The following is a 25120-nucleotide window of genomic DNA, read 5'->3' on the forward strand; positions in this document are numbered from 1 at the left end:
GAGTCGACAGCATCAACCGCGGCATGACCGACATGAAACCGCTCGACAGCATCGAGATCCCTTCGCTCAAGGGCAAGGTCAGCAACGAGGAATGGGAGATCCGTCTCGATCTTGCAGCAGCCTACCGGATGGTCGCCCATTATGGCTGGGACGACCTCATCTTCACTCATCTCTCCGCGCGCATCCCGGGACCCGAGCACCATTTCCTGCTCAATCCCTACAACCTCATGTTCGAGGAGGTGACCGCCTCATCGCTCGTCAAGGTCGACGTCAGCGGCAATCCCGTCGAGCCGACGCCGTTCATCACCAATCCTGCAGGCTTCACCATCCATTCGGCGATCCACATGGCGCGCGAGGATGCACACGCAGTCATGCACCTGCACACGCCGGCAGGACAGGCGGTCTCGGTCCACAATGATGGCCTGCTGCCGCTTACCCAGACTGCCATGCTGATCAGGAACGACGTCGCCTTTCATGATTACGAGGGCGTCGCGGTCGACCTTGGCGAACGCGAACGGCTCGTCGCCGATCTTGGTTCGAAGAACGCGATGATCCTTCGTAATCACGGCACGCTCGCAGTCGGCAAGAATGTGGGCGAGTGCTTCGTCCGCCTCTATTTCATGGAACGCGCCTGCCAGGCACAGGTGATGGCGCTGTCAGCCGGCGAAAACCTCAGCAACCCGCCCCAGGGCTCGCCCGAGGTCACCGCCCAGCAGGGACAGGTCGGAGTCGCGCTCGCGGCGAACCTTCTTGCCTGGCCGGCACTGAAGCGGAAAGCCTACCGCCTCGACCCGAGCTTCGCGACCTGAAGCTTGGGAAGAAGAGCGGCATCGATCAGCGATTATCGCGCGCTCGCAAAGGCGCGCCTCCCGCACTTCCTGTTCGAGTATCTCGACGGCGGCTCCTATGACGAGGTGAGCTTGAGGCGCAACGTCGAGGACCTGCGCTCGGTGGCCCTGAAGCAGCGCGTTCTTCGCGACGTCTCCTCGATCGATCTTTCAACCGATCTCTTCGGAAAAAACTGGGCACTTCCGGTGGGCCTCGGGCCCGTCGGCCTTGCAGGCCTCTACGCGCGGCGCGGCGAAGTCCAGGCCGCGCGGGCTGCCGCGGCTGCGCGGGTTCCTTTCACCTTGTCGACCGTCGGCGCCTGCTCGCTTCGGGAAGTTGCCGCTTCGGGTCATGTCCCCTGGTTCCAGCTCTATTTCGTGAGGGACCGCGGATTTGTCGCCCAGATGATCGAGACTGCGAAGGACGCCGGCTGCGAAGCGCTGGTCCTCACGGTCGATCTTGCCGTTCCCGGGTCGCGCTATCGCGACGCCCGCGCCGCGGGCGGGGGCATCAGGCGAACGAGCCAGCTCGTGACAAGACCTGGTTGGCTCTGGGACGTCGGCTTTCGCGGGCGCCCGATCAGCCTCGGCAATCTCGAGCCGATCGTCGGCAAGCGCGCTCCCCTCAGCGACTTCCAGGCGTGGATCCACGCCAACTTCGATCCATCGGTCAACTGGAAGGACGTCGAATGGGTGCGCGAACGCTGGAAGGGTCCACTCATCATCAAGGGTATCCTTGATCGCGACGATGCGCGCAGCGCCTTCGAACATGGCGCCAGCGCAATTGTCGTTTCAAACCACGGCGGGCGACAGCTCGATGGAGCCTTGTCGAGTGCCCTCGCCCTCCCCGCGATAGCGGACGAGATCGCCGGCCGCATACCGGTCCTCGCCGACGGCGGCGTTCGTTCGGGTCTCGACGTCGTTCGGATGATCGCGCTTGGCGCCGACTTCGTGCTGATGGGCCGCGCCTGGGCCTATGCGCTGGCGGCGGAAGGCGGGATGGGCGTGGCGCACGTCCTGAAGCTGGTCGAGGCCGAGATGCGGGTCGCAATGGCGCTTACCGCCTGCACCCGTGTTTCCGAGATCAATCGCGACATCCTCGCAGGGAGCGGCGTTCAGGCGACTTTCTGAATGACGCCGCCCTCGATCCGGAACAGGCGCTCGACGTCGGCAGCCGACATGGGTTCGGAGAAGAGAAAGCCCTGAACCGACGAGCAGCCGTGCGCTCGCAGCTCCATGAGCTGTGCGGTCTCTTCGACGCCCTCTGCAGTCGTCTCGATGCCAAGGGCGTTCGCAAGCTCGGTGATCGCGTGGACGATCGCGATCGCTCCTTCGCGCGTCAGCAGGTTCTGGATGAAGCTGCGGTCGATCTTCAGCTTGTCGAACGGAAAGCTCTGAAGATAGCTAAGGGATGAGTAGCCGGTCCCGAAGTCGTCGAGCGCGATACGGACTCCGAGGGCGCGAAGGCCGTGGAGAAGGCGGAGCGTGCTCTCGCCCCCTTCGAGGAAAATGGATTCGGTAATCTCGACTTCGAGCCGGTCGGCCTTGAGGCCGGTCTCGGCCAGCGCCCTGAGGACCGTTTCCTGGACACCGCCCCGATGGAACTGGACGGCCGACACGTTGACGGCGACGCGTACATTTTCGGGCCATGTGGAAGCCTGGGCGCAGGCTTCGCGAACGACCCAGGCGCCGATCGGCACGATCAGGCCGGTGTCCTCGGCCACGGGCACGAACTCTGCCGGCGAGATGAGGCCCTGTTCCGGATGCCGCCAGCGAAGCAGCGCCTCGAACGAACAGATGCGGTTCTGCTCGAGGTCGAAGAGAGGCTGGTAATAAAGCTCGAACTCGCCGCGTTCGAGCGCCTGGCGCAGGTCGCTCTCGACCTGGCGCCGCTGCTGGGCCCGCTCGTTGAGGCTCTGTTCGAAGAACGCATAGGTGCCGCGCCCGGCTTCCTTGGCACGGTACAAGGCAAGGTCCGCATTGCGAAGCAGCGTCCCGCTGTCCTCGCCGTCCTGCGGCGCGATTGCGATGCCGATGCTCGTCGAGGGCACGAACTGGTTCCCGTCGACGCTGAGCGGCTGGGCCATGGTGATGAGGATGTCGCGCGCAAGCCGGTCGATCGCATCGCGGTCTTCCCCGATGCTCTGGAGCACGACGAATTCATCGCCGCCGAGGCGAGCTACGAAATGACCGCGGGCGGCGTGCTGCACGCGGTGGGCGGCCTCGATCAGCAGCAGGTCACCGGCCGGATGACCAAGCGTGTCGTTGATCACCTTGAACTGGTCGAGGTCGAGGCAGTGAAGTGCAAACAGGCTTCCGTTGCCCTCGGACGCACGGAATGCATGTTCGAGCTGCTGCTGGAACATGGTGCGGTTGGGAAGACCGGTCAGCGTGTCGTTGAAGGCGAGCTGCGTGATCCGCTGCTCGCGCTCCGCGATCTTGGCGGCCATCTCGTTGAAGCTGTTGGCGAGCCTTGCAAGTTCGTCCTCGCCTCGAACCCGTACCTCGACGTGCTGGCCAGAAGCGAGACGTCCGGCCGCTTCATCGAGTCTCGCGAGAGGCTGAGTGATCCGGCCGGCCGCCTTCCAGGTCGCAAGGGCGACCAGCATCAGTCCAAGAAAGGTCATGATGGCGAGCGCGAGCTGAAGCTTTCTGGCATCTGCCATGGCCTGGGTGGTCGGATAGGCAAGCAGGAGGATGGCCCGCTCGCCGTTCGAAAAGGTCGGGAGCGGCTTTGCAAGTGCGATCGACTTTGTTCCTCCGACCATCATCTGGAAGGCCGCCTTCTGGCCGACATGCACCTGCGCCAGCGAGGTGGCCCTGGGGTCGAGCGCGGACATGCTGCCCGAGGCTTCGGACCAGCGGCCGTTGCCATAGGCGATCACCGCCGCGTGCAGCGGAATGGCCGACAATCGCTCGAGGCCGCGCATCTCCTGGCCGTCGAGATCTGCGGCAAAAACGACCCAGCCGATGAGCGTCGGGGCCATGATAGGCGCGGCGACCAGCTGGCGCGGACGGCCCGCGATGACGAGGACCCCGGTCAGCTTTCCATCGTCGAGCGGCTCCCAGATGGCTGAGGCGTGGACGCTGCGGACTTCCGGATCGATCGTCGAGACATGACCGTCCGCAGTCATGATGAAGGCGGTCCGGACTCTGAGGCGCGCGGCGGCATTGCCGAGCGCCGACTGCATGGTTGCCTTGTCGCCGCTCGCAACCGCTGCACGGAAGCCAAAGTCACGCGAGAGAAGCTGCGCCGCATTCTGAAGCTCGAGCGAGCGCTGCTGCCACAGGCGATCGTAGACGGCGCCGCTCGACTGGAGCTGGCTTTCGACCTCGCGCGAGGCGGCCCCGGCAATCAGGGTCGAGAGCGCCGCGGACACGGCGAGCATCGCTGCTGCAAACAGCAGCGCGAATTGGACCGTCAGCCGCGCGCTCAGCGACCGGAACGGGCGCATCTGCTTAGTATTCCGCCATGGGCATCGCCGCGGGAGGCGGACGAAGCCGGACCTGAAAGACTGCGCTGTGCTGGCCGGCGCTGACGAGCTGCTGCAGCTGGCCGCCCGGTGCGCGCAAATAGGGGTGCCAGAGCACGACGCGCCCCGGTGCATTGGGCGCATCGTTGAAGGTCGCGAACCCCTGCGTGTTGGTACGCGCGGTCCAGTTGCTGTCGGTGACGACGATGAAGGCGCTCATCTGGTCATGGATGTTGCAGCCCAGGGCGACGACGCCTGGCTTGTCGAAATGGACGGTCCGCGACTGGTCTTTCGCGAACAGTTTCAGCTCGAACTTCTTGGCGGGCGAGAAGGAATAGACGTGGTGCTTGGTGGGATCGAGATTGGGGAACGAGACGTCCGCACCAACCGGGATGATCGTCAGAAACGGATGGAATTGAAGATTTTGCTGCGAGACCACGAAGCGGCCTCCCGCCCGGGGCTGCCGCGCGGCATTTCCGGCGGGATAGAGCGTCACCACGGCCTCGCGTACAGGCCGGCCCGAAACATCGACGACGCGTACGCTGAAAGTGGTCGCCGCAAGCGGCGACGCAGCGCCGGCAAGAGCCAGAGCGACAAGGATGTTACGCACCATCGGGCAGGATTAAGACCCAAACGGTAAACGCCTCGCCTAGCGAGGATGGTTACCAGTGCATTCTGATTTCGGCCTGGAGCTCGGTTTGTCGCTGCCGCTCCTCTTCTCCGAGATATTCGCGCGCAGGCGTATTGCTCCAGACGTGGAGCAGCTCGAGCACGGCTGTAACGGGGCCCCACTCGCGCTTTCCAGCAGCCATGGCTGCCCAGCCATGCTCGTCATATTCGGCGTTCCAGAGGCTTCCCCGATTGCGCGTATCGAAAAGGTCGCCCCGCACGGCGATTCCGACCTTTCCGAAATGGCGGCTGGCCATCAGGAAAACCGAACGGAAGCGCTCGTCGACCCAGCGGCGCAGCGGCATCGGATATCCCATTCGGGTGCGGCCCTCGATCGCCTGGGCCTTGAGCTCTGTATCGGACCCGAGCTCGGCAACTGCGCCCAGATGATTGAAGCGCGTATGCCACCCCCATTCGGGAGCGCCATTCGCGTCCTCGGGGTTCGCCTCATTGTCGTAGCGGAAGAACTCGATACGAAGGGGGATCGGCGGCTGCCAGGCGAACTTGGCGTAATAGCCAGGACGGTGGGCAAACCCGCCGTGCACGTCGAGAAGCGGATGGGTGAAAGGCGCCTGGAAGCCGGTGAGATCGCCAAGTGGCGGCAACGGATCTCGGTGGAAAGCCAGCGTCGTCCGATCGTGGAGCGCCCAGCCGCGGAAGGTCAGCAAGGTGCCGGCGGTGTCGTTCGCGGCCATCAGTGCTGCGGTCGCGCGAAGCTTCTGGTTGCCGATATTTGCGGCGATCGTCCCCTCTGCCGCAAGGGGACGAACCTCCTCCCCGATCCAGCTGTTGATCGCCGAAGGCGTGACGGAATCCTTCACATGCCAGTCGGCCCCTTCATGTTCGAGGCTGATGGGCGGCCACATGAGGCCTGCCCGCGCCGTGAACGCGACATTGCCCGAGCGCATCGGCCGGAAGGTCAGGTAAGCCTGGCTGAGCCCCGCCTGCGTGCGTTCGCCGCCTTGCAGCGAAGCGACCACGACGGCTCCCAATGACCAGGTGAACTGCGGCTTCCAGACGATGCTGACGTTGCCAAGTTGCGGCTGGGCCTTGAAGTCGGAGCCGCCATCGCTGCCCGAACGAAGCTTGCCAAAGCCCCCATCGAGCCAGCTTTTTTCACCATCGGCCGCAACCAGTCGAACGTCACCGGAAATTTCCAACGCCTCGCGCGTAAAGAGCTTGAGGTCGGAGGCGCTTGCCTGGGCCGGGCATAGCGCGGCGAACGCGCAGCCGAGCGGCAGCGCGCCTCGCGTGCGCATGCGTCGTGCAAGGCAGCCCATGCCCTCGAAAATAAGCCAGGACGGTTAAGATAGTGGCTACCAAGCGCGCCTCGCGGCGCCATGCAAACAAGACCCGTGCGGACACGGCTGCCGCTAACCTTGGGGGGACGGCCATTTCGCTTGCCCCCGGATCCGGAGGGCGGTTCAGTTAAGTCGGCGCTTGAGCTGTTCCCGCGACTGAGAGAGGAACGTGCTGGACGCTTCCCTTGGCATCGCCCTTGCAAGCGTCAGAGCGCCGACCAGTTCGGCAACGGCGGACGATGCGCGTTCCTCCGGGTTCGGGACACCCAGGTTGCGCAGAGCTTTGGCGATCGCTTCGTGAAAGTTGTTGAAGCCCTCCTCGAACCGCTCCTTGGCCGTCTGAGGAAGCCGAACGGCTTCGCTGCCGAGCGCTGCAATCGGGCAGCCTTTGGCGATCCGGTCCCGATGTGTTTCGGAAAGATAATAGTCGACCAGGGCGACGAGGCCCGCTCGCGGATCCTCATTGTCGAGATAGCGCGAGACCATCGCCCTGCTATCAACAAACATCCGCTCGACCGCCGCCGCGACGAGTTCGTCCCGGTTTTTGAAATGAGCATAGAATCCGCCGTGGGTGAGCCCTGCCCGCTTCATCAGCGCCGCGACCCCAACTCCCTCGTGCCCGTGCTCACGAAGTGCCTGTGCCGCTTCGTCGAGGATCCGGGCGCGCGTGCGCTCCTTGTGCGTTCGAGCCTCAGGCATCGTCATCTCCCTCAATGGCCTGCTTCCGTCGGCGGCGCCACATTGGCTGCCGGCCTGCAGAAGGGGACCATCACCAGCGCAGCAATGAATAACCAGGCGAGCAGCCGGAAGACATCATCGAAAGCCAAGGTCAGCGCCTCGCGGCCAGCCACTCGCCCCACAAGTGCCTGTGCCATCAATGTTGCCTCCCTCGGGTCGGGAGCGATCGATGTCAGCTGGCTGGCCAGTCGACCGATCTGATCGCCGACCTCGCCGGCATTATTACCCATGGCCTCGCCAAGCCGCAGCATCGAGCGCCGCGTCTGGTCCTGAAGCAACGTATTCACTACTGCGATGCCAACCGCCCCGCCAAGGTTGCGCATGAGATTGAACAGGCCGGAGGCGAACTTGAGCTCTGCGGGAGCAAAGCCGGCGAGCGCCATATTCACGCTTGGCACGATGCATAGCATCAGCGCGAAGCCGCGGAGCGCCTGCGGCCATAAGAGCTCGTCGAACCCCCACGCGCTGGTCATCGATGAAGTCAGCCACAGGCTCGCGGCAAACAGCGAGAGACCAGCCGTGATCATGATCCGCATGTCGATCCGCTGGCTGAGCGAAGCCGAAAGTCCGACGCCGAATATCTGCGCGATGCCGACTACGAATACGGTCCCACCGATCTGAAGGCTGTCGTAGCCACGCACCCGGCCAAGATAGACCGGCACAAGGTAGATCGACGAGAACAGCCCAACGCCGATCACGAAATTGAAAACGCTCGCGAAGATGAAGGTCGGCTTGCGAAATGGGGTCAGCTTCACCAGCGGGTTCGCCGAATAGAATGAGCGCTCGAGGAACAGGACGAAGGCCACGAACGCGCACCAGGCCGCAATCTGGATCCGGCTGTCGGTGAACCAATCGTAACGTGGACCTTGCTCGAGCACATATTCGACACCGCCGAGGAAGACGGTGAGCGCGGCAAGATGAGTCCAGTCGATCCGGCCGAAAAGATCGGGCTTCGCACGATCGACCCGCAGGAGCTGTGAGATGAGAACAGTGACGGCAATGCCAGGAACGATGTTGACGAAGAACAGCCAGCGCCAGTCGAGCACGTTGGTGATGTAACCGCCAACGCTCGGCGCCAGCGTCGGCGCCAACACGCTGACGGCGCCCAGGATCGCCGGGATGAGGGCGCGCTGCTTCCCGTGGAAAAGCGTAAATCCCGTCGCGAAGACGGTCGGGATCATCGCTCCGCCCGTGAAGCCTTGGAGCGCGCGGAAGGCGATCATTGAGTTGAGGTTCCAGCTGAGACCACACATCAGGCTTGAGAGGGTGAACAAGGCTGCTGAGCAGGTGAATAGCCACCGCGACGACATCGCGTTGGCGAGATATGCAGACAGCGGTACCATCACGAGCTCGGCCATCAGATAGGCCGTCTGGACCCAGCTGATTTCATCAGGGCCTGCCCCGAGACCGGCCTGCACGTCGTTCAACGAGGCCGACACGATCTGAATGTCGAACAGGGCCATAAACTGGCCGAACGCCATCACCCCAAAAATCAGGAATTTTCGGGCCGTCGGCATCGCGGACGGATTGTCGGACCAATCCTGCGAAAGCCCCGAAAAGAGCCCGGTCAATCTCGACCCAGCTCGCAAAGCTCGTGTGGCACTAGACATATTATGTTTGTCATATATATGACGATCGTCATATTCACAAGTCGCGGACGGAGAGAACCCATGCAGCCGTCAAATGCTGAGAATGTCGTGCGCCTGGAGATGCGTCAGGAGACCGCCCTGCCTGAGCCCGTCGACAGCCCCTTGCCCCGTAGGCGCCGCATGACGTCGCGAACGACGAGCATGGCGCTGATCGCCGTGCTTGCAGCGGCCGCCGGCATATTCTGGATCGTCTCGCCGGCTAGTTCCCAAACCACAAACGATGCTTACGTCGAAGCCGATTCGACCAACGTCGCGCCCAAGGTCCGCGGACTGGTCGAGGCAATTATCGTTCGTGACAACCAGGCGGTTCGGGCCGGCGATCCGCTGCTTCGGATTGATCCCGAGGAGTTCGACGCCAAGGTGAGCGCCGCAAGGGCCGGCCTTGCTGACGCCGTAGCAGCCGTCGCGGCTGCCCGGGCGGCCGTCGAAAGCCAGAGCGCGGAAGAGCATCTCGCGGTGGCGCAGATCGGCGAGGCCGGCACCGCCATCCGTTCAGCCGACGCCGAAACCGAGCGCGCGAGCGCCGATCGTAGCCGCACTGACGCCCTCGCGGCCCAGGGCTTTGCTTCCCGACAAACGGTGGACAGCTTCAGATCGCAGGCGATCGGGGCCGAGCAGGCGGCCGCGCGAGCCCGCGCCGCGCTCGCCGTCTCGCAGCGCCAGGCATCATTGACCGCGTCCAAGCGCGCCGGCTTGCTCGCCGACGTCGACAAGGCCGAGGCGCAGCGCCTCGCGGCGCAGGCCGCGCTCGACCTCGCGCTCCAGGATCAGAGCCATGCGCTCATACGTGCGCCCGTCGATGGCGTTGTGGCCAACCGTCAAATCCGAGTCGGCGATTACGTCCAGCCCGGTTCGCGCTTGCTGACTCTGGTGCCCGTGCAAGCGGTCTATGTAACCGCGAACTTCAAGGAGACCCAGGTCCGGGACATGCGCGTCGGACAGCCCGTCCGTATCAAGGTCGACGCACTCGGCCGCCCGCTCGACGGAATTGTCGAGAGTTTCGCTCCAGGCTCGGGGTCGACCTTTTCATTGCTCCCATTTGAGCCGGGCACGGGCAATTTCACGAAGATCGTCCAGCGCGTGCCCGTGCGAATCCGGCTGCAGCCTCACCAACCGGGCCTGAACCAGCTCCGGGCGGGCCTGTCGGCGAATGTCACGGTTCGGGTGCGGCCATGATCAAGAACCGCCGCTGGGCGAACTGGCTCCGCGCGCTCGTCGAGATCGACCGGATGCCCGAAGAAATCTTGAGCGCGCGCCTCGACGAGATCGAAAAGCAACTTCGCGAACACCTCTCAAATGCAAGGGACAACCCATGACGCTCGACAATCGGACTGTGCTCATTTCGGGTGCAAACCGCGGTATCGGAGCCGCGCTCGTTCGCGAATTGCTCAAGACAAAGGTGGGCAAGATCTACACCACCGCCAGGTCCCCCGGTTCGCTTCCCGACCTCGGCGACCAGCGTGTCATCCCCCTCCAGCTCGACGTCACCGACGACGCGTCGGTACGGGCGGCAGCAGCGGCGGCGAAGGACGTCGATATCCTCATCAACAATGCCGGCACCGCCGCCTTCAGCGACTGGCTATCAAGCGAGCAGGCGGTGCTCGACGCCGACATGGCGACCAATTTCTACGGTACGCTTCGGGTTATCCGCGCATTCGTGCCGCAGTTTCAGGCCCGCCGGTCGGGTACGATCGTGAACGTCATCAGCGTTGTTGGCCTGGCCCCTGTACCTGCACTTTCTGGGTATTCCGCTTCCAAAGCTGCGCTGCAGTCGCTGACGCAGGCGCTGCGCGGTCTGCTCGCCAGTTCGGGCATCAACGTCGTCGGCGTCTATCCCGGCCCGATCGACACGGAACTCGCCCGCGATCTGCCGCTGGAAAAAGCGACTCCCGAGCACGCTGCGGCGAACATCGTGCGTGGCCTCGAGAAGGGAGAGAACTGGATCTTTCCTGATCCCGTTGCGCTCGAGATCGGCCACTTATGGGCAACAGATGGACGGCAACTCGAGGCTGCGCTTCAACTCGGATAGCCTTGAGCAGCCCTTAAAGGCGTTACGGCACGGGAGACCGCACTACGCCTAAGGTTGCTGGATATTAGGTAGAAAAGCAAAAGTGGTCGGGGAGAGAGGATTCGAACCTCCGGCCCCTGCCTCCCGAAGACAGTGCTCTACCAGGCTGAGCTACTCCCCGACCGGAACCCGCTTTGAGTGCGACAGGACGTCGCGGCGGGAGCCAAGGCCGCGGCTAGATAGAAGGGGGTAGCCGATAGCGCAAGGCCGCAATCAACGGCCCAGAACGCCGAACCAATCCTCCGGCCGGACGAACTTCTCGCGCGGGCTGCCGGGTCGCGCCCGCCCGGTCTCCGTTTCCTCGATCTTGCGCCAATCGTCATAGTCGGTGGGCATCACGCCGCGGCTCGTAAGAAGCTGCTTGAGGCCCTCGCTCCCCGGGCGTCCGTCGGAGCCCTCCGGCACAATCGCGGCGCTGATCTGGTCGGCGACCTCGTAGCCGTCGGGACGATTGGTGCCGATCGTCCCTGACGGACCCCGGCGTGCCCACCCGACGGCATACAGCCGGTCGGCGATCCGCCCGCCATCGTTCACGAACTTTCCCGACCCAAAGGGAACGTCCGCAATGGGGGACGTCGAATATCCGATCGCGGTTACAACGAGCGAGGCCTGCACCTCATAGGTCTCGCCGGTACCGCGAGCAGCGCCGCTATCGTCGAGAACGGTCCGTTCGACGATGATCCGCTCGACTTTCCCCGCTCCTTCGACAGCGACCGGCTTGGCAAAGAAATCGAAGACGATGTGCTTGGACTTGTCGTTCGGAAGATCGGCGAAACCGCGAAGGAGGCTCACTGATTTGCGTAGGCCGGGTTCCAGGGCCTCGTCGGCTTCGATGGCCGGAAAATCGCCCATCTCTACAAGCGGAACGGCAGCCTCGAGATGGGCGAGCTCTCCCAGTTCCTTCGGCGTCATCGCGATCTGGTGCGGTCCGCGCCGGCCAAGGATCGTGACGGTACGGATCGAGGAATTGTCGAGCGCATCTAGCGCGTGACCCACGATGTCCGACCCTTCGAACTCGCGCCGCGTCTTCGAGAGGATGCGGGCGCAATCGAGCGCCACATTGCCGTTGCCGACAACCGCGGCGTGGCTCCCGTGCAGAAAGGGATCGAGATCGGCAAAATCCGGATGTCCGTTGTACCAGCCGACGAATTCTGCAGACCCGACTACTCCGGGCAGGTCTTCGCCGGGGATGCCGAGCTTGCGGTCGTGCGGTGCTCCGGTCGCGAGGATGACCGCGTCATACAGCTCGAGAAGCTCGGCGACCGAGACATCGCGGCCGACCGTCACGTTGCCTATAAAGTCGACGCCGCTGCTTTCAGCGACCTTGTCGTAGCGCTTGCTGACGGCCTTCAGCGACTGGTGATCAGGGGCCACCCCGAAGCGGATCAGTCCGTAAGGGACCGGAAAACGGTCGAGGATGTCGATGCGCGCCTGCGCGCCATAAGCCTTTTCCAGTGCCTCGGCGGTATAGAAACCCGCCGGACCCGAACCGACGATGGCGAAGTGGCGCATCTAGCCTCCCGTCACTGGCAAGCAAAAGAGTAAGGCTGGATTGCCTTCTCGCTGCGCTCCCCGCAATCACCAATTAGCCGGAATGGTCCTCGAGGAGGGCGCCGCCCTTTTTCTGGAGCGCGGCCTGGACGAGCCCGGAGAACATGCCGAGCATGCCGGGAAGAAGCACGCGAAGGTGGACCTTCGTTTCCATGACGTCGATGGATGCGTTCACGGCTTCGCCCATCGCCGCGACGTTGAGGTTCAGCTGGTCGCCGGTCCAGCCCGACTGAACGCTCGCTCCGCCCGGGATATGCTGCTCGAGCTTGTGGATGTTGTTGGCGATGCGACGCCTTGCCTCGTCCTTGCCGAGGTTATGGGGCAAGTCGATGTCGATGGGTTGACTCATAATTGCGACATCGGCCGCCGTTCAGCGCTTTTCAAGCAGAGTCATAGGAGTATGCTTCCCGCCGATGAAGCTGATCCTTGCGCCACTGTTGCTTATCGCGAGCGCCGCGGACGCCCAGACGCCGCCGGCCGCTGGTCTTCTTCCGCCGGCTCAGGCTGCGGCAAACGCCTCCTGGGAACCGGCCGCGCCGTACATTACGGTCGGACAGGATGAAGCGGGCTACCGCACCTGGTATCTCGCCGCGCCTTGGCGCGCAGGGCTGGTCAGGTCGTTCAACGACTACCTTGTTGCGAACCAGGTCGGCGGGATCCTTCCGACCTGGCAGCTGCTGCGCACCGCGACCTCCTGGAAGGATTGTGGCCAGCAGCCCTTCGAAGTGCCACCCGCGGACGAATGGCCGCACATGGTACAGACGCTGCGGTACGTCAGGGACTACGTCGTTCCGGCGCTGGGACCGGTTGAACCCGTGTCCGTCTATCGTAACCCGGCGCTCAACGTCTGCGCAGGCGGCGCGCCCGAAAGCGCGCACAAGCTGGATTCTGCTATCGACCTGGTCCCGCTCCGGCCGATCGACCGGGTGACCATGATGCGGACGCTCTGCGGCGTTCACTCTCAGCATGGCGCAGCTTACAACGCGGGCCTCGGCTTCTACGCGTACCTGCGTTTCCACGTGGACAGCACCAAGTACCGCCGGTGGAACATGGACCCCGCAGTCGCGGCCGAATGCCCGCCGATCATCCATCCCGAAGACGTGGCGAGCATCGGCCAGCCGCTTCCGGCCCCTGCGCTGAACCAGGCGGCGGGGCAGGCTGCTCCTATGCAAGCCGCACCGGCTCCGCCCATGGCCGGTGCTCCGGCTTCGGCCATGAGCGTGTCCTCGCCCCCTCCTCAATCGCCGCCGCACTCTTCAAAACCTTGAGCTCTGGGCTTGTGTTGCTAATGTGCAACACCATATCGACCCCATGGAAAGAGGGGTAAGGTTTCATGGATTTTGAAAAGCTCACCGACCGCGCGCGGGGTTTCCTCCAGGCCGCGCAGACGATTGCGGTTCGCGAGCATCACCAGCGCATCGCTCCCGCCCACCTTTTGAAGGCCTTGCTCGACGATGAGCAGGGCATGGCGGCTGGCCTCATCGAGGCCGCGGGCGGCGATGCCAAGGCCGCGAGGCGCGAGGTCGACCAGCTCGTCGCGAGGATCCCGACGGTAACCGGCAGCGGCGCCACGCAGGCGCCCGCACTTGACGGAGACACCATCCGGATCCTCGACCAGGCCGAGCAGGTCGCGAAGAAGGCGGGCGACAGCTATGTGACGGTCGAGCGCATCCTCCTTGCAATGGCGCTCGCGAAAGGAACCGAGGTCGGCAATGCCCTCTCGAAAGCGGGCCTGACGCCCCAGAACCTCAATGCCGCCATCGACAAGCTGCGCGGGGGCCGGACCGCCGATACCCAGGGCGCCGAGGACCGCTACGACGCCCTCAAGAAATATGCGCGGGACCTGACTGCTGCAGCCCGTGAGGGCAAGCTCGATCCAGTGATCGGCCGTGACGAGGAGATCCGCCGCACGATTCAGGTGCTCGCCCGTCGGACCAAGAACAACCCGGTGCTGATCGGCGAGCCGGGCGTCGGCAAGACCGCGATCGCGGAAGGACTCGCGCTCAGGATCACCAACGGAGATGTTCCTGACGGCATCAAGGACAAGCGCCTGCTTGCGCTCGACATGGGCTCGCTCATCGCGGGCGCCAAATACCGGGGCGAGTTCGAGGAGCGATTGAAGGGTGTCCTCGACGAGGTGCGCGAGGCTGCAGGCGACATCATCCTCTTCATCGACGAGATGCACACGCTCGTCGGCGCCGGGAAAGCCGAAGGCGCGATGGACGCCGGCAATCTCCTCAAGCCCGCGCTCGCGCGTGGGGAGCTCCACTGCATCGGTGCTACGACGCTCGATGAGTATCGAAAGTATATCGAGAAGGATGCCGCGCTGGAGCGTCGGTTCCAGCCGGTCTTCGTGGGCGAGCCCACCGTTCCTGACACCATCTCGATCCTTCGCGGTCTCAAGGAGAAATACGAGCTCCACCACGGAGTGAGGATTACCGATGCGGCGATCGTTGCCGCGGCAACGCTCGGCAACCGCTACATCACCGACCGCTTCCTTCCCGACAAGGCGATCGACCTCATGGACGAGGCTGCAAGCCGGATCCGGATGGAGGTCGAAAGCAAGCCGGAAGAGATCGAGAATCTCGATCGCAGGATCATCCAGCTCAAGATCGAGCGCGAAGCTCTGAAGAAGGAGCAGGATCAGGCCTCCAAGGACCGGCTTTCGAAGCTCGAAGAGGAGCTCGCGAATCTTGAGCAGCAATCATCCGAGCTGACCCAGCGCTGGCAGGCGGAAAAGGAGAAGATCGCCGGCGAAGCAAAGATCAAGGAACAGCTGGACGCTGCCAGACTGGAACTCGAGCAGGCGCAGCGCGGAGGCGACCTCGCGAAGGCCGGGGAGCTCCAGTACGGCCGGATTCCGCAGCTCGAGAAGCAGCTTCTGGACGCCCAGGCCGCATCGAAAGGTGCAATGCTCCGCGAGGAAGTGACCGACCAGGATATTGCCGGCGTCGTCAGCCGCTGGACGGGAATTCCCGTCGAGCGGATGATGGAAGGCGAGCGCGAGAAGCTCCTCCAGATGGAAAGCACGATCGGCGCCCGCGTAATCGGCCAGGAAGATGCAGTGAAGGCAGTGTCCGCCGCAGTTCGGCGCGCCCGCGCCGGCCTCCAGGACCCCAACCGCCCGCTCGGCTCTTTCCTGTTCCTCGGGCCGACGGGCGTCGGCAAGACGGAGCTCACCAAGGCCCTTGCTGAATTCCTCTTCGACGATGCCTCCGCCATGGTCCGCATCGACATGAGCGAATTCATGGAAAAGCACGCGGTAGCGAGGCTGATCGGCGCTCCTCCGGGATATGTCGGCTACGAGGAAGGCGGTGTCCTCACCGAAGCGGTACGGCGCCGACCGTATCAGGTCGTCCTGTTCGACGAAGTCGAGAAGGCGCACGGCGACGTCTTCAACGTGCTGCTCCAGGTTCTCGACGACGGACGCCTGACCGATGGCCAGGGACGCACCGTCGATTTCACCAACACGATCATTATCCTCACCTCGAACCTGGGCTCTCAATATCTCGCGCAGCTTGGAGAGGACGAGCCGGTCGAAAAGGCCGAACCCCAGGTGATGGAAGTCGTTCGCGCCCATTTCCGGCCCGAATTCTTGAACCGCCTGGACGAGATCATCCTATTCCATCGCCTCAGCGCCGGGCACATGGGGCCGATCGTCGATATCCAGGTCGCACGGCTCCAGAAGCTGCTCGAGGACCGCAAGATCAAGCTTGATCTGACTGACGCTGCTCGCGCGTGGCTCGGGCGCGTGGGCTACGACCCTGTCTACGGCGCGCGGCCATTGAAGCGCGCAGTGCAAAAATATCTGCAGGACCCACTCGCCGACAAGATTCTCTCGGGCGAAATCCCTGACGGATCGAGGGTCCACGTAGACGAGGGCGAAGGCCAGCTGGTGCTGACCCTCGCGAGTGAACCGGTCAGAGAGGCGGCGGAATAATCCGCCGCCTGGCTCAGGTCCTAGTTGCCGCCTGAGGTTCCGCGCTGGGTCTGGACCTTGTCGATGTCCTGGCGGCTGACGCGACGCTCCTCGGCCCATTCGGCGCGGGTCTTGCACACTTTCGTGGCCGCGAGCCGGCTGCCGATCTCTTCCTGCCTTTCGCAGACGACCTCGTTGGGATCGCGGGTCTTCTTCGCCTGCGCCTGGTCCTGGGCAAATAGCGGCGCCGCCGTCGACACCGCGAACATGGCCACGAGGCTCGTGGTCAAAAGCTTACGCATTCGTAACACCTTCCCTGTTGCGGCCAGGCGGCTCGAAGGCGCCCGGCAAGTTTGAACTTAGTGCGATAGGTCGCGCTGCATCTGTGCCTTGTCGACATCCATCCGCTGTGTGCGCCGCTCTTCGGCCCACTCTGCGCGCGTCTTACAGACCCTCTCGGTTGCGAGTCGACTCCCGAGTTGCTGCTGTCTTTCGCAGACGATCTCGTTCGGGTCGCGGGCGGGCTTGGCACCCTGCGGCTGCGATGGCTGGGCAGGCGAGACGCTCTGAGCGAATGCCGGCGCCGACATGCCGAGCACGGCTGCGACAGTCGTGAACATGAGCTTGCGCATCACAATCCTTTCCAAGGCGCATGGAGCGCCAAGCAACTGATCATAGACGCGGCAACCTGAACCGAAGCTTGGCGAAGTCAAGCTTGCGATTATCCAAAGTGAATAGCCTGTGCCAGCAATTCGACGGAATGCACGACTAGATCGGCGGACGCACGTCGAACGCGACGGTCAAGCGCTCGCCCTCTGAAAATGGCACGGTTCCGTGCCACATCCAGGAAGGAAACAGAACGAGATGACCTCGCTGCGGCTCGATCTTCCGCCAGGCCTCCAGTGGAATTCCGAGCTGCTCCTGGGGCTGACCGAGCGTAAACCAGCCAGCATCGCCGCATTCTTCTCCTCCCCCGGAGGGCAGCGAAATATAGAGGGCCGAGCTGATCCAGCCCTGGGGATGGACGTGGTTGGCGTGCCGCCCAGCGGGGCGGAGCCGCACCGACCAGCTACCCGCAAAGCGGACCCTGCGGTCGCGCCGCTGCGACAATAGCGGGTGATTGGCATCCGGTGGCGGCAGCTGTCGAATATAGGTCTCGACGGCGCCGACGATCGCGCCGCGGAGCCGGCGGATCAGGGGATCGATCCGGCTGAGCAGCGGACCGTCCGTCTGGGTTCCTCCACGCACCGATTGATCGAGATATTCGCCCTTGGCGACATGAAGCCGGTGCAGGGTTTCGGCGAGCTCGTCCAAGTCCGGGAGCAGCGGGCGAAGGTCGAAGACCCGGACAAAATTCTCATTTCGTTCGAGCCAGTCCGAACGTTCATCTCCGCTGAGGCGCCAGGCGATCGATGCATATGGCCAGGCTGCGGCAGCCCGTTCTGACCTGAGTTCCTCGTCGATCAGCGGAAGTGCGTCCTTGATCGCGCCCAGCCGAAGCAGGTGGCGAACTCGCCAGAGACCGAGGGGGTTGCCAAGTTCCGGGCGGACTTTGAACAGGGCATCGGGGAACGATTCCGCGTCGAGTTCGGCAGCGACGATGGCACGGTAGAAATCCAGAGATTGAGGTCGGCATCCGGCAGCCTCAGCCCGCACGATATCGTCGCGGAGCGCGGCATAGTCTTCCTGCCTGAGCTCGATTCCAAAAAGCGCCAACCACAACGCCTCCTGTCTTGGAAAGCGGGAGATGGCGCGCTCGAGCGACTGAGTTGCCTCTTCCTTCTGGCCAAGGGTCGAGAGCAATTGGGCGAGTTGCTCGTGACCGGCGATCCACGCGGGAGCGCGCTCGAGAAGCGCGCTCAGCTCTTCAGCGCCGCGAATACCCTCGCCGGCAGCGTTTCTTGCCGCTGCAAGGCCAAGAGCCACCTCACCGTCCGTTGGCGCAAGAGCCCGCGCTCGGAGGAACAATTCAACGGCATTGACGCCGGCCTCGAGCGCCGCGCGCGCGTGCCCGTGTGCAATTCCAGCGTCGTTCGGCGCGAGGGCCGCGGCTCGTCCGAATGAGGCAATCGCTGCTTCATGCTCGTCAAGCGAACGCTGGAGGAGGCCCGTCCATTGCCAGAGGAGTGGTGCGTGCAGCCGTTCTGCCGCTGGAAGGAGGGCCGTCAGCGCAGCTTCTTCTTCGCCTTCGGTAAGTGCGGCGCGTGCCAGATCGTCATATGCGTCAAGATCGGCGGCTCTCGCCTGGACCGCGGCCAAGGCGCCGCGGAAACTCACAGGGCGTCGCCGACCATCCCGACACGGCCGATCAAGGCTGCCACGGCGTCGCGCTCGAGATCGCTCAAGTCGGGATGCCAGATGTCGAAGATGAAGACGACGCGAAGCTCGTCACTGGGGTTACTGGCTTCATGCTCGATCGTATCGTCGAACACGAAGGCTTGGCCAGGCTTCCACTCGCGTGTCTCGGCGCCTACCCTGAACCAGCAGCCTTCGGGAACGATCAGGGGCAGGTGGCACACGACGCGGGCATTGTTGATGCCGACATGCGGCGGGATCAGCGTGCGGGGTGCAAGAAGCGAGAACATCGCATTGGGCGAGGCGCCGTGGATAACGGGCTGATGAAGCTCACTGAGGAGCGCCATGGTCTTTGGACAATGGCGGGCGTTGGCCTCGATGCGCTCACCTTTCAGCAGCAGATGGATCGCGGTCCAGTCGGGATTGTGGTTGAGCGGTCGCCACTGGTCCATCGGCACGTGCTCGTCATATTGCACGTATGGCACCAGTTCGGCCCGCTCGGCGGCCATTACGGAACGCAGCTCCGCGGTAATGACTGTCGTCGCCGCCTCGAGCTTTTCAAGCCAGGGAAACAGCCGCCGCGGATGGAACTCGCGCTCCGTCAGCTCCGGATAATGATAGTGCGTGGGGCTGCTGTGATAATGCCGCGTGCGCCGCACGGTATTGCTGCAAAAACGCTCCATCCGCTTGCGCTGCTCATCGTTCGCCAGGGCCGCTGCGCTCGCCATGCTCTTTTGCAGCTGGTCCTGCTGTTGGGCCTGCCAGGCGGCGTAGCGTTGCTCTGCTTCGGCGATGACCGGGCCTAGCGCCTGCGGAAGGTCCGTTTCGGGCTTCTGCGCCAGGGCATGTCCCCATGCCTCGCCGGCGTCGGGTTGGTCGAGCTTCTGGAGCAGGCTCGCGCGCATCAGAAGGGCGGTGAAATCGCGCGGATTGAGCGCGAGAGCCTTGTGTACGGCGTCGAGCGCTCGCGCAGGCTGGCTGCTTGCCCGCCGCATCGCTGCGATCCGCATCCAAAGACTTAGATCGCCAGGCTGCAGCACTGCGGCCTGCTCGAGAAGCGATGCGGCTCCGCCGAAGTCGCGCACGGCCATCCTTTGATCGGCACCGCGGATCAGCTCGGCAAGAGTCATGGTCTAGATCGTATAGCCGAACTTTTGAGCCCAGGGCGCAAGAACAGGAAGCACGGGCTCCAGATGCTTGCGATAGTTTTGCCAACGCCCAACCGAGCGGCGATAGATCGGCTCGGTCACCTGGGCATAGCTTGCCGTCGTGATGAGCCCGCGCTCCGCCGCCGTCTTGGTATGGTCGAGCATGTCTTCGTGCCATTCGAGGCCAAGGGCTTCGACGATTGGTCGAAGGACGGCGCTCGGGTCTTCGACCATGCGCTCGTAGATGACCGTATGGACCGTAAGTGGAAGAATGACGCGAGCATTCTCCCAAGTGCGGAAGGTCAAATCGTAGAATTCGGCCGCGGTGTCGAGGCTGAGAAAATTCGCCATCGCGCTGTTGAGGTTGAAGTTGCTGACGAAGCAGCTGAGCAGAACATCCGCGGGATGTCGAAGCGCAAGAAGGAATGGCGACTGTGGGAACAGGCGGTGGATGAAGGCAGCCTGGTTGAGGAGCAGGGGCGCCTTGTCGACCAGCTGCGGACCCGCCGTCACGTCGACATATTCGGCGGCAATCTCGAAATAGCGTTGCTGGGCATTGCGGATTGCCCGCTCGTCCAATTTCGCGATCGCGTCAAAGCCGCCCACTTCCTGCTCGAGGCGGCTGATCACCGGGCGTTCTTCCATCACCACTGTATCAGGGTGTCCCATCATGATCGTGTCGAGCAATGTCGTTCCCGACCTTGGGAAACCAACCAGGAAGATCGGCGACCGACCAAGCGCATCAACCCGATCTGCTTGCCATTGGCGGAACCAGGATTCGGTCGTCTTTTCGAGCTGCTGACCGAGTTGTTCGCGAAGTGAGGCGGCTCGCTGGAGCGGGAGCGATGGATCGGTGGCCTGCAACTCGTTCATTCGCTGGAATGCAGCGAAGGCGCTGTCGTAATCGCGCAGCCCCTCCAGCATCTGGCCGAGCAGATGCTGCCGTCGGGGCGCCTCGAAATCCGGATCGACTTGAGCGAGAGCCGCTGCGCCCTCATCGAAGCGCTTGGCCCGCCGATCCGCGAACGCCCGCACGAGGTTGAGGGCGTTTGCGTCGATTTCCTGGCGTTCGGCGTCCTTGGCCAGGTCTTCCAGCGCACTCGGCTGGCTATGCTCATAAACGGTGGCGAGGCCGACAAACGCATCGCCATTGGCCGGGGCGCGGCGAAGGACATCGCGAAAGACCTGTTCTGCCCGTTCCATTTCCAGCATCGTCCCGAAGTGCCGTCCACGAGCAAGCAGCAATTCAAGATCATCGGGCCGCAATTCCAGCGCTCTTTCGAGCACAGGCAGGATCTCGTCCGAGCGAGCCTGGTCCTTGAGGAGATCGTGCAGGTCCATGAGCGGCTGCGGATCGTCCGGAAAGTCGTCCGCCATCTGGCGGAGGACGCCTTCTGCCTTGGCGAGCTCGCCGGTCAACCGATAGCTTCGTGCGAGGTTGATCTTGGTCGGAGCGGAATGAGGGGCGAGCGCAGCCGCTTTTTCCAGTTCGGTTATCGCTCCGACGACGTCGCCCTGGAGAAGTCGTGCATTGCCGAGGTTGTTGTGGCTTTCCCAGTCGTTCGGCTCTGAACGGACGACATGCTCGTAGGCGTCCACCGCCTCCTCGGCGCGTTCGGACATCAACGCTGCATACCCACGGATACGGGCGAGCTGCAGCGACGGATCTGAAAATGCGAGATTGCGCGAAGCCACATCAAGAACGCGTTCCATTTCTCCAGCGTTTGCAAGAGCGGTCGCAAGGTTCGTCGCAATCCTGAGATCGGTGGGGCGTCCGGCATGCGCGATTTCCAGGTGTCGGATTGCGAGTTCATTCTCGCCCGTGTCCATTCGCAACATGCCGAGGAGCGCGTTGAGCCCAACCCTGTCGCCTCCGCCCGCTAGCGCTTGTTCGGCGACGCGGCAGGCGTCCTTCAAACGGCCACTTCGAGCAAGTCCAAGTGCCTGCTGGATCGCAGAAGACGTGGTCGCGTCGAGCGGCGAGGGAGATGCTGTGGTGCTGGTCACTCGGCCACTAAGCCGGACGGCCTCCTCAATTACAAGCTCAAGTGGGCAAAAAGAAAGGGGCGATGGCCGAAGCCACCGCCCCCGAGGTTTCGATTTCCGACGAACGCTTAGAAGTTAAGCGTCGCTCCGGCGAAGAAGTACCGGCCCAGGTTGTCGTAGACACCCGGATAGGTGTTGCCGTTACAGAACACCGCCGCACAGGAACCGGCTGAGCTGCTGAACAGCGGCGGGTTCTTGTCGAAGATGTTATTCACGCCGAGGCGGAAATTGTAGTGATCGCCAACCGTGAACGTGCTCGCGAGGTCAAAGTAGCTCTGAGCCTTGACGCGGGAGTTGAGAAGCGGCGGAGCGCCACTCAAGACCTCGTCAGTGCTGAGCCGCTCGTGCTTGACCTTGCCGACATAGCGCCACTGGCCGGAGATCCCGATGCCAACCGGCAGCTGGAAGCCAAGCCGCAGCTTGTGCCGCCACTTGGGCAGCGGGTTGCCGCAGGTCGCGCCGTAGAAGCCCGCGCAATTGTAGATCGGGTTCAGGCCGTCGTTGACCAAGAACTTGTCGACCCAGGTGCCGTTGAAGCCCGCCGAAAGCGTGCCGAGGCGACCAAAGCGGTAGCTGTACGACAGGTTGCCATCGATGCCGCGCGTCTCGACGCTACCGACGTTGTGCGGAAGATCCTCCACGAAGCCGGTCGAGGTGAGCCACAGCGATCCGCCCGGATTGCGGTGGATCAGTGCGCACGACGGAGCGACATTGGTGAGCGACGTCGTGTTGTTCACGCAGTTATTCAGGATCGCGTCAGCGCCGAAGCCCTGGATCGCGTTCTTGATCTTGATGTCATACCAGTCGGCCGTGATCGCGAGACGCGGGATGAAGCGCGGCTGGAGAACGACACCGATCGTCTTCGTGGTCGCCTTTTCCGGGTTGAGGTCCGGGTTACCACCAACGAAGCCGTTGTACTGCGCGGCAGGGTTGGATGGAGTGGCCTGGCCGACAACCAGCCCCTGGGCACGGCACCCGAAGTCGTTCGGTCCCACCGCTCCCGTCGGGTTCGCCGTCGTAGCAAGCGCGCCGGAGCTGCACGGATCGGTCGAACCGTCGAGCGCGACGAACTGCGGCGAGAACAGCTCCTGGATATTGGGAGCACGAACCGCACGGTTGTAGGCACCGCGGATGCGAATGTCCCGAACCGGAGCGAGCTCGGCAGAGATCTTGTAGGTATCCGTGCTGAACTTGCGTCCCGGGACGGCAGCGCCGTTAGCAGCACCCGGGATCGTCGTGTACCACGACTTACGATAACCGGCCGAGATCGAGAACTCCTCGATGAACGAGTGCCGGATGATCGGAACCTGGATTTCGCCGAAAGCTTCGACAACGCGGAACGCGCCGTTGACCGGAAGCGTCGGAGAACCCTGTCCGGTGAGATCGCCGGTCTGGAACGACTGGTCCGGGTTCAGGGTCAGGCTTTCCTTACGATACTCGGTACCGATGTTCACGCCCACGCCCTCGTCCGACCACGGCGTCTGGATGCCATACTCACCGAGCGCGCCGGTGATGTTGGCGTCCGCCACCTGCTCCGAAGTGGTGCCGGTGATGTCGCCGAAGACGTTGAGGTAGTTGACGGCAGCCGCGGAAGGCGTGCCGAAGATGTCGTAGGGGACGCACGTCGGGTCGCTGTTATCCAGAACCGAGCGGCACTCGATGACTGATCCCGGCGTGCCGACCGCCACAACCTGGCCGGTCGCCGGGTTCACATTGACGGCGTTCAGCGCATTGACGAGCCGCCGGGCCGAGAACTCATTGCGATAGACCTGCGAATAGTCGGTGTGACCATATTGGAAGTAGGCATCATACGACCACGCCTTGTCGAGGTCGCCGCGGCTTCCAAGCACGCCGCCAAGCACGCCGCGCCATTCGGTGTGGGTCAGGTCGCTGATACGCGGACCGCCCTCAACGTTACGGCGCAGGAGGTTGAAGTAACCCTGATTGTAGGTGTTGCCGCGCGCGTCGAAGAACTGGACAGGCGCCGCACCCGGATTCGGGTTGTAGCTGGCGCCCGTGGCGAGCGGGAAGCTGCCAAGGAAGCCGTTGATCAGGTTGTTCGGATTGCAAACGACCCCGCGTGCCTGCGTCGACATGAACGGGTTGTCGCAATTGAGCGTGAACGTGTTGCCGAAGTCACCCGACGGCGCGATCTGCGCCAGCGTGTGGTCGTTCATGAACATGAATTCCATGTACGGATGAACGGCCGGGCTGATCTCGTAATCAGCAAAGGCGCCGCCAGTGTAACGCTCGTCAGGACGCTGGAAGTAGTTGGTCGGGTTGAAGTTGTAGAGCGACCGGCCCGGAACGAGCGTACGGTTCGGACCGAACGTAAAGAAGGTCGAAGACGACGTGCCAACCGGGAACAGCAGTGCGTTACCGACATCAGACGTGGCCGAGCCGCCGCAGGTGATGTTGCCGGCCCCGGAAAGACCGCAAGCCGAATAATCGCGACGCTGCTGGAGGATCGGATTGACTTTGCGGTAGCCGAAATAGGCCATCGCATGACCGCGGTTGTCGTCGAACGCTGCGCCGATCGACACTGTGCCGTCGAACGAACCGCCGTCGGCAACGCTGCCCCGCGGGAATGCGTAACCCTTGAGGCCCTGGTTCTGGCGAGCCGTGAGAACGCCGCACACGTTACCGCCATTGGCCGCCGAAGTCGGAATGCTCGGGCAGTTGTTGTCGTGCTGATAGAACGAATACTGGCCGTCGAACCGGATGCCGGTGAAACCCGTATCCATGATGAAGTTGACGACGCCGGCGACAGCGTCAGCACCATAGACCGACGATGCGCCGCCCGTCAGCACGTCAACGCGCTTGATCAGCGCCGACGGGATGAAGTTCAAGTCGGCGGCCTGGCTGGCAGTGTTCGGATCGCCCGGAACGAGCCGGCGGCCGTTGATGAGAACGAGAGTGCGCTTCGGACCAAGGTCGCGAAGGTCGACCGTCGCCGTACCCGTCGCGCCGTTCGACACGCCCGAGCCCTGGTTGGCCTGGACCGACGGCAGCTGGTTCAGCACGTCCTCGATGCGGGTCGAACCCGACAGCTTGACGTCCTGGTTGGTGACGACCGTCACAGGAGCTGCCGAGGTGAGGTTCGGCTGCGGAATGCGCGTGCCGGTGATGATGATGTCGTTCGAAGTCTGAACCGGCTTGCCCGCCGCATTGCGCGTCGGAACCGGGCCGGCCTCGACCGGGCCTGTGGGCTGCGCCGCAGCCGGGTTGGTCGCCGTGTTCTGATCCGGAACGGTCGACTGCGTATCCTTCGCAGTGCCCGGCTGGTTGGGCGTTGCGGTCTGCGCGTAAGCCGGGTTGGCAAGCATGGTTGCGCCAACCAGCAGCGTGCTCGTGAGCAGGCGCTGACGGAAATCGAGCTTCATAAAATCCTTCCCCTTCACTAGCCGAGCGGCAAGGGCACGGCTGCCGTGGCCGG

Annotated in this window: 20 protein-coding genes and 1 tRNA gene; 7 read left to right on the forward strand and 14 right to left on the reverse strand. The window is 63.5% G+C overall.

What is annotated here, in order from left to right; translation table 11 throughout:
• Positions 1-32: 32 nt before the first annotated feature.
• Positions 33-809: a class II aldolase/adducin family protein gene (locus tag V8192_RS00205; RefSeq protein WP_373276323.1), complete on the forward strand. Its 777-nt coding sequence runs from the start codon at positions 33-35 to the stop codon at positions 807-809.
• Between the two features lie 3 nt (positions 810-812).
• Positions 813-1958 (forward strand): L-lactate dehydrogenase, encoded by a 1146-nt coding sequence (locus tag V8192_RS00210; RefSeq protein WP_341631047.1) that lies wholly within the window; start codon positions 813-815, stop codon positions 1956-1958.
• Here the strand turns inward: V8192_RS00210 and V8192_RS00215 are convergent.
• The 5 genes from V8192_RS00215 to V8192_RS00235 all read right to left on the reverse strand — a co-directional run bounded on the left by V8192_RS00215 (position 1943) and on the right by V8192_RS00235 (position 8525).
• Positions 1943-4282, reverse strand: a complete 2340-nt coding sequence (locus tag V8192_RS00215; RefSeq protein ID WP_341631048.1) for a putative bifunctional diguanylate cyclase/phosphodiesterase — start codon at positions 4280-4282, stop codon at positions 1943-1945. The two genes, V8192_RS00210 and V8192_RS00215, sit on opposite strands and share 16 nt — an antisense overlap.
• Positions 4283-4286: 4 nt before the next feature.
• The gene (locus tag V8192_RS00220; protein WP_341631049.1) at positions 4287-4913 is read right to left on the reverse strand and encodes a cupredoxin domain-containing protein; all 627 of its coding nucleotides are present in this window, start codon (positions 4911-4913) and stop codon (positions 4287-4289) included.
• Between the two features lie 49 nt (positions 4914-4962).
• Entirely contained in the window at positions 4963-6228 is a 1266-nt protein-coding gene (locus V8192_RS00225; RefSeq protein ID WP_341631050.1) for a hypothetical protein, read from the reverse strand.
• A gap of 165 nt (positions 6229-6393) precedes the next feature.
• Positions 6394-6969, reverse strand: a complete 576-nt coding sequence (locus tag V8192_RS00230) for a TetR/AcrR family transcriptional regulator (protein WP_341631051.1) — start codon at positions 6967-6969, stop codon at positions 6394-6396.
• 11 nt (positions 6970-6980) lie between these two features.
• The gene (locus tag V8192_RS00235; protein WP_341631052.1) at positions 6981-8525 is read right to left on the reverse strand and encodes a DHA2 family efflux MFS transporter permease subunit; all 1545 of its coding nucleotides are present in this window, start codon (positions 8523-8525) and stop codon (positions 6981-6983) included.
• A 153-nt stretch (positions 8526-8678) separates the two neighbouring features.
• Between V8192_RS00235 and V8192_RS00240 the strand changes: the two genes are divergently transcribed.
• From V8192_RS00240 to V8192_RS00250, 3 genes are read left to right on the forward strand one after another with little or no spacing between them, the layout of a single operon-like run.
• Positions 8679-9833 carry an HlyD family secretion protein gene (locus V8192_RS00240; RefSeq protein ID WP_341631053.1) on the forward strand — a complete coding sequence of 385 codons (1155 nt, stop codon included), beginning with the start codon at positions 8679-8681 and terminating at the stop codon, positions 9831-9833.
• A complete protein-coding gene (locus tag V8192_RS00245) occupies positions 9830-9973 on the forward strand; it encodes a hypothetical protein (RefSeq protein WP_341631054.1) in 144 nt (47 codons plus the stop codon). The genes V8192_RS00240 and V8192_RS00245 overlap by 4 nt, the downstream gene beginning before the upstream one ends.
• Positions 9970-10686 carry an SDR family oxidoreductase gene (locus V8192_RS00250; protein ID WP_341631055.1) on the forward strand — a complete coding sequence of 239 codons (717 nt, stop codon included), beginning with the start codon at positions 9970-9972 and terminating at the stop codon, positions 10684-10686. Before V8192_RS00245 ends, V8192_RS00250 begins: the two co-directional genes overlap by 4 nt.
• A gap of 83 nt (positions 10687-10769) precedes the next feature.
• Here the strand turns inward: V8192_RS00250 and V8192_RS00255 are convergent.
• From V8192_RS00255 to V8192_RS00265, 3 genes are all read right to left on the reverse strand, one after another.
• Positions 10770-10846, reverse strand: a tRNA-Pro gene (locus tag V8192_RS00255).
• 92 nt (positions 10847-10938) lie between these two features.
• Entirely contained in the window at positions 10939-12237 is a 1299-nt protein-coding gene (locus tag V8192_RS00260; protein WP_341631056.1) for an FAD-dependent oxidoreductase, read from the reverse strand.
• 73 nt (positions 12238-12310) lie between these two features.
• Positions 12311-12625 (reverse strand): polyhydroxyalkanoic acid system family protein, encoded by a 315-nt coding sequence (locus V8192_RS00265; protein ID WP_341631057.1) that lies wholly within the window; start codon positions 12623-12625, stop codon positions 12311-12313.
• 64 nt (positions 12626-12689) lie between these two features.
• Between V8192_RS00265 and V8192_RS00270 the strand changes: the two genes are divergently transcribed.
• Both V8192_RS00270 and clpB read left to right on the forward strand, forming a co-directional pair.
• Positions 12690-13544 carry a hypothetical protein gene (locus V8192_RS00270; protein ID WP_341631058.1) on the forward strand — a complete coding sequence of 285 codons (855 nt, stop codon included), beginning with the start codon at positions 12690-12692 and terminating at the stop codon, positions 13542-13544.
• A gap of 65 nt (positions 13545-13609) precedes the next feature.
• On the forward strand, positions 13610-16216 hold the full coding sequence (clpB, locus tag V8192_RS00275; protein WP_341631059.1) for an ATP-dependent chaperone ClpB: 2607 nt from the start codon (positions 13610-13612) through the stop codon (positions 16214-16216).
• A 20-nt stretch (positions 16217-16236) separates the two neighbouring features.
• Here clpB and V8192_RS00280 read toward each other — a convergent pair whose 3' ends face one another.
• The 6 genes from V8192_RS00280 to V8192_RS00305 form a co-directional block, all read right to left on the reverse strand.
• Positions 16237-16497 carry a hypothetical protein gene (locus tag V8192_RS00280; protein WP_341631060.1) on the reverse strand — a complete coding sequence of 87 codons (261 nt, stop codon included), beginning with the start codon at positions 16495-16497 and terminating at the stop codon, positions 16237-16239.
• A 57-nt stretch (positions 16498-16554) separates the two neighbouring features.
• A complete protein-coding gene (locus tag V8192_RS00285) occupies positions 16555-16827 on the reverse strand; it encodes a hypothetical protein (RefSeq protein WP_341631061.1) in 273 nt (90 codons plus the stop codon).
• Between the two features lie 136 nt (positions 16828-16963).
• A complete protein-coding gene (locus V8192_RS00290; protein WP_341631062.1) occupies positions 16964-18472 on the reverse strand; it encodes a 2OG-Fe(II) oxygenase family protein in 1509 nt (502 codons plus the stop codon).
• Positions 18469-19620 (reverse strand): aspartyl/asparaginyl beta-hydroxylase domain-containing protein, encoded by a 1152-nt coding sequence (locus V8192_RS00295; protein WP_341631063.1) that lies wholly within the window; start codon positions 19618-19620, stop codon positions 18469-18471. Before V8192_RS00295 ends, V8192_RS00290 begins: the two co-directional genes overlap by 4 nt.
• Before the next feature lie 3 nt (positions 19621-19623).
• On the reverse strand, positions 19624-21645 hold the full coding sequence (locus tag V8192_RS00300) for a tetratricopeptide repeat-containing sulfotransferase family protein (RefSeq protein WP_341631064.1): 2022 nt from the start codon (positions 21643-21645) through the stop codon (positions 19624-19626).
• A gap of 107 nt (positions 21646-21752) precedes the next feature.
• Complete coding sequence (locus V8192_RS00305) at positions 21753-25067, reverse strand: TonB-dependent receptor domain-containing protein (protein ID WP_341631065.1); 3315 nt, start codon at positions 25065-25067, stop codon at positions 21753-21755.
• Between the last annotated feature and the right edge of the window lie 53 nt (positions 25068-25120).

Origin of the sequence: Sphingomonas agri (genome assembly GCF_038148795.1) — a bacterium.
GTDB lineage: Bacteria > Pseudomonadota > Alphaproteobacteria > Sphingomonadales > Sphingomonadaceae > Sphingomicrobium > Sphingomicrobium agri.